Genomic DNA, 5,072 nt, shown 5'->3' with positions numbered 1-5,072 from the left:
GCGCCCCCTCTCGACCGGCCCGGCCGAGTGGGCGCCCCGGCAGCGACTCGCCTGACCGCCCCCGCGATGACGGCAGCGAGGAACGGTCCGCCGCGTCGCGTCAGTTCTGCGGCCCGCGTCCGCTCATGTTGCCTCTACGGGCGGGTTCCGCCGCAGGCGGGGCGGGCGACGGATCGATAGGAGTCGGGTTCCCCCCGGCTCGTGAGGTTCCCCCGTGTCCGTCGATCGATCGTCGACCGACCGTCGATCCGAGCCGCGCCGCGTACATGCTCGACCGACGGGCGCTCCCCCGAGCGAGTTCCCGCGTCAGCTGCTGCGGATCGCCAAAGTGGCGCTCTCGGCGGGGGTCGTGATTGCGGGGACGCTGGCGCTGATGCCGGCGCCGCCGGCGTCGGAGGAGTTCCAAGTCGCCTTTGCCGACTGGCGTCGCGGCGGGGCGTGGTACGTGGACGACGGCGGCCGTGCGATGCCGCCCGCCGCCGCCCCAGGGCCGAGGGAACTGGAGCCTTCCGGCCCGGTCATGGTCGCGGAGGCAGGGTCGAACCATGCGGAGCCGACCGAGGCCGCCCCCGGTCCGCGGTTCGCCGTGGCGCCGTCGAACGTCGGCGGGCGCGTGGCGGACTTCGCCCCCGCCCCGCTCGCGAATCCGTGGCGCACCGCGGAGAGCGGCGAGCGTTCCCCCCGCCGGCCCGGCTCCGACCTGCCCGATCGGTCTGTGTTCGGGCCGATCGTCCCCCCGCCGACCTTCGCGGACACGCCCGCTCAGGACATCTCCGCCCAAGACATGCCGTCGCTGGCGATGCCCGCCGACGCGGACGACGCATCGCCCTTGGACGATCCCGCAATCGACGCCGAGGCAACCTCCGAGGCGGAAGAGCAGCGGGTGCGTGAAGAACTGCTGGAGGAACTCCGCGGCCTCCGTCAGGACGTTCGCGGGCTAACGGAGCGACTCTCTTCTCTCGGAGAGACGTTCGGCGGCGATCTAGGCGGCGAGGGAGAGGAACCCCGCTGAATCAGCGGTTTGCCGGAGCGGGCTTCGCGTGCCGTTGGATCGTGCCGCGGTATTCGGGGCGAGTTCGCCATTCGTCGAGGAACGGGGCGTATCGGGGATCCTGCGCCCACTGCTGATCGGCGGTGCGGGCGGGCCGGGGGTTCGGACCGTAGTCCGCCCCCGCGGCGCTGGCGTCCACCGAAGCATTCCACTGCTCGAACGCTTCGGCCATGCGAGCGACGTCGGCGGGACGCTTTGCGGCGAGATCGGTTGATTCGGTCGGATCCGCGGCGAGGTCGTAGAGCTCCCACGTCCGCTGATCGCCCGCTTGGCGACCGCGGCGGGACGAGAGCAGTTTCAGACCGTCGTCCACCCAGGCGACCGAACCCTTCTGCCGAAAGCCGAGGGGGCCGGGGCGCTCCCAGTCCGCTGACCGCCCGGTGAGCAGCGGCAGCAGATTCGTCCCGTCCAACGGTCGCGTCGGCGGGGCGACGCCGGCCGCGGCGCAGACGGTGGGCAGAATGTCGCTGGTGACGGTCAGCGCTTCGGAGACCCGCCCCGGGTCGATCGCCGCGGGCCATTCGACGATCGCCGGCACCCGCAAGCCGCCCTCGTAGATCGTGCCCTTGTTCCCGCGGAGGGGGGCGACGGCGGAGGGCTCCATCTTCAGCCCGCCGTTGTCGCTGCAGAACCACAGCAGCGTGTGCTGCGCGACGCCGGCGTCCCGCAGACCGGCCCGCAACGTGCCGACGCTACGGTCGATCGCGGCGATCTCCGCGTGGTGATCGCGGGAGCCTTTGGGGAGGTCGGCGAACGGGGAGGCGTCTGCGTCGCTCGCCACGAACGGGCTGTGCGGAGAGCCGTACCAGACGACCGCCAGGAACGGCTTGTTCGCGGCGGTTTGCTGACGGATGAAGGTCAACGCTTCCGAGACGATGATGTCCGAGGAATCGCCCTCGAACTGCTCGAACGTGCCGCCGCGGCTCATCAGCGGGTCTCGGTCGAAGAAATTGGTGACGCTCACCCAGGTCTCGAACCCAAATGGTCCGGGGCCGAGCGGGTCGTCCTTCAGAATGGGCACGCCCGGTCCGCGGAGGCCGTTGAGGTGCCACTTGCCGAAGTGGCCGGTCGCATAGCCGGCGTCTTTCAGCAACTGCGGCAGGGTGATCTCATTGGGGTTCAGCGGGTAGCCGTGCTCCTGCACGCCGGTGCGGTCGTTCGTGCGACCGGTGAGCACGCTGGCCCGTGTGGGGGAGCAGGTGAACGCCGCCGACCGAAAGCCGTCCAGCCGCAACCCGTTCGCCGCCATCGCGTTGAGGTGCGGCGTCTTGAGAACCGGGTGCGGTTCGTCGCGGGGGCCGATCGGATAGCCGACCTGCGCGAAGCCGAGGTCGTCCGCCATCACCAGCACGATGCCCCGCGGCGGCGGCGGGTCGAAGGCCCGGGCGTCCTCCGCCGCAGCAACGACGGGGGCAAGCGGAACGACGGCAGCGAGGAGGGCGGCAACGAGCATCGAGCGACTCCGGGACCGGGCGAACGGGGTGATGCTATCGGCCGCGGCGCTCCGTCGCACCGATTCGCTCTTCCGGACGCGGAATGCGTTATGACGCCCCCATGCCGAAGCCCGCCGCCCCCGGTTCGACCAGCACGCAAAACGCCGGTCCCCCGTTGGACGATTCGGTCGTCGATCATCTGCGGACCGATTACGCCCGTTTGCCGGCCGATCTCACCGTCGGTGAGGCGCTCGCCGCGGTGCGGAAGAACCCGCCGAAGGGAACGGTCATCTACTTCTACGCCGTGCGGCCGGACGGCACGCTCGCCGGCGTGGTCCCGACTCGGCGGCTGATTCTGGCGGAGCCGGCCACCCCCGTGCTGGACGTGGCGATCACCTCCCCGGTGACGATGAACGCCGCGGCGACGGTCGCGGACGCCTGCGAGTTCTTCATCCTCCACCGCCTGCTGGCCTTCCCGGTCGTGGACTCGGACGGGCGCATGTTGGGGGTGATCGACGTGAACCTCTACACGAACGAGCTGGTCGACCTCGCCGCGATCGACGCCCGGGAAGCGACGGACGAACTGTTCCAAGTGGTCGGCGTGCACCTCGAAGAGGTTCGCACGGGCGAACGTCGCGGCGGCGCCGCGGGGGCGTTCTCCCCGCTGAGAACCCGGTTCCCCTGGCTGCTGGCGAACGTCGGGGGCGGGTTGGTCGCGGCGTTCCTCACCGGTCTCTTTGAAGCGGAGTTGAAGGAACAGGTCGCCCTGGCCCTGTTCATCCCCGTCGTGCTGGCGCTCGCGGAGAGCGTCGCCATTCAGTCGGTCAGCCTGTCGCTGCCGGCGCTGCGGGCCGGTCGCCCGACGTGGCGATCAGTGTGGCGACGCACGCGTGCGCAGGCGGGCGACGGGTTGGTGCTGGGCGTCGGCTGTGCGCTGCTGGTCGCCGGGGCCGGCGCCGCCTGGCTGGGGCTGGGCGTGGTGGCGTTGTGCCTGTTGGGCGGCGTGATCGGCGGCGTGACGTGGGCCGCGGGGGTCGGCGCCGCGGTGCCGAACCTGCTGCGTCGCGTGCATCCCGATCCGCATGTCGCCAGCGGACCGATCGCGTTGGCGGCGACGGACCTCGGCACGCTGCTGATCTACTTCTCGCTGGCGCGGGCGCTGCTCTGAAAGCGGCGGCCGCGGCTTTGTTGAGCCGCCGCTTGAGTTACCGGCGATCGGAATCGATCGAACCGAGGATGGACTGCCCTTCTCCCGGCACGAGCGTTTCGATCCCGGCTTCGTCCAGATCGCCAGGGACCAGCGTCTCGACGCCCGCGGGGTCGTCGTCAACTGGCGCCGGTTGCACGGCGGTCCCGCTGTCCGTCGGGTCTTCCTGCCGACCGGTGCGTTTGGCGACCCATTCGCTCAGACGCTTGCGGCGCTGCGTCCAACTGCGGACGCGCGACGGCGTGAGGCTGTACGCCGTCCCGTGGAAGCGACGGGTGACGAGGTTCAGCAAATCCCCGCGGCTCAGATTCGCGAACGCCATGTCCCGCAGCACGATTTCGTCTTCGCTGAGGGCGCCCTCGGTCAGTTCGGTCGGGTCGGCCGGCTGAAGCTGACGAGTGCCGACGCGGACGCTGCGGGTCAGCAAATCGGCGAGTTCCTCGCGGTTGAGGTGCTCAAACGCCTGTTCGCTGAGGGCCGCTTCCTCCGCATTCAATTGAACGCGTTCCCGATAGCGGAGGAGCCGCAGGATTTGGACCACGTTGATGACCAGGAACGTCGCCAGCCACCCCGTCGGCCCCAGCAAGACCGCCGATCCGCAGGTAAAAAACACGATGCTCAGCACCATTCCCACACAGGTGAGAATCCGCAGCCAGAGCATGTCCCGCGTCAGGTACGACGCCAGATAGCAGATGTTGGCCGCGTGGATGCACAGATCCGCCGTGCTGGCATCGTCGAGAGGATGAGGCAAGGGCGGGCAGACCGGGGGCGGGAGGAGCGGGGAGCTTGAGGGCAACATCGCACTCACAGCGCCGACAGGCAGAATGCCGCATCGAAGAGAGCGCAATCAAGCCCTGATCCCATGCGACATGTCCGGGGAATCCTCCTGATCGGCGGCTCTGCCTCCGGTTCGTCCCCATGAGCCGGCGATCGCCGATTTCTCTACAGATTGAAGGCTCGGGTCAGGGTTGAGCGAACCACCCCGCCCACCCCTCGGACGTCTTCGGCGGCAGGCCGGGAACTCGGGCGAGATCGCGCTGGTTAGGAACCAACGCCTCCCACACCACCAACCCGCAGGTCGCGGGGTCGTTCCGATCGAGTGGGTCGCCGGCGAGTTCCGCGATGCGTTCGCAGGCCGGATGGCCGGGGTCGGCGGCGAGGCCCGCGGCCGCGGCGGCGTCGGCTCCTTCCCAATCCTCCGCGATCAGACACAGTCCCCCTCGCACCGCATAGGCACCGGCGCAGCCGGGATCGCGATCCAGGGCGGCTGCGGCGAACGATTCCGCGGCGTCGTTCTTCCCCGCCAGCGCAGCGACCGCGGCGCAGACCAGCGCGGCCCGCGGGTCGTCCTGGGCGTGGCCCTCCGCCCGCCCCGCAGCGA

5 protein-coding genes are annotated in these 5,072 nt (G+C 70.3%); 2 read left to right on the top strand and 3 right to left on the bottom strand.

Annotation, left to right across the window (positions count from 1 at the left end; all coding sequences use genetic code 11):
• Positions 1-328 precede the first annotated feature (328 nt).
• Positions 329-1,012, top strand: a complete 684-nt coding sequence (locus LzC2_RS20235; RefSeq protein ID WP_171189841.1) for a hypothetical protein — start codon at positions 329-331, stop codon at positions 1,010-1,012.
• A gap of 1 nt (position 1,013) precedes the next feature.
• Here the strand turns inward: LzC2_RS20235 and LzC2_RS20230 are convergent, their stop codons facing one another.
• Positions 1,014-2,504 carry a sulfatase family protein gene (locus LzC2_RS20230; RefSeq protein ID WP_171189840.1) on the bottom strand — a complete coding sequence of 497 codons (1,491 nt, stop codon included), beginning with the start codon at positions 2,502-2,504 and terminating at the stop codon, positions 1,014-1,016.
• Between the two features lie 83 nt (positions 2,505-2,587).
• Between LzC2_RS20230 and LzC2_RS20225 the strand changes: the two genes are divergently transcribed.
• Positions 2,588-3,652, top strand: a complete 1,065-nt coding sequence (locus tag LzC2_RS20225) for a magnesium transporter (protein ID WP_206678832.1) — start codon at positions 2,588-2,590, stop codon at positions 3,650-3,652.
• A gap of 37 nt (positions 3,653-3,689) precedes the next feature.
• On the opposite strand, the gene LzC2_RS20220 is transcribed toward LzC2_RS20225, so the two are convergent.
• Together LzC2_RS20220 and LzC2_RS20215 are read right to left on the bottom strand one after the other, a co-directional pair.
• Complete coding sequence (locus tag LzC2_RS20220) at positions 3,690-4,442, bottom strand: hypothetical protein (RefSeq protein WP_171189838.1); 753 nt, start codon at positions 4,440-4,442, stop codon at positions 3,690-3,692.
• Between the two features lie 211 nt (positions 4,443-4,653).
• Positions 4,654-5,072 (bottom strand): hypothetical protein (locus tag LzC2_RS20215; RefSeq protein WP_171189837.1); only part of this gene is annotated, 419 nt, incomplete at its 5' end.

This window comes from Alienimonas chondri, assembly GCF_013036045.1.
GTDB classification, from domain to species: Bacteria; Planctomycetota; Planctomycetia; order Planctomycetales; family Planctomycetaceae; genus Alienimonas; species Alienimonas chondri.
Note: the sequence above shows the minus strand (reverse complement) of the source record. Positions and strands in the feature narration are given on the sequence as shown.

Bases quoted from the DNA above. Each gene is read 5' to 3' on its own strand.
- LzC2_RS20230 (WP_171189840.1), bottom strand. From the start codon at position 2,504: ATGCTCGTTGCCGCCCTCCTCGCTGCCGTCGTTCCGCTTGCCCCCGTC.
- LzC2_RS20225 (WP_206678832.1), top strand. From the start codon at position 2,588: ATGCGTTATGACGCCCCCATGCCGAAGCCCGCCGCCCCCGGTTCGACC.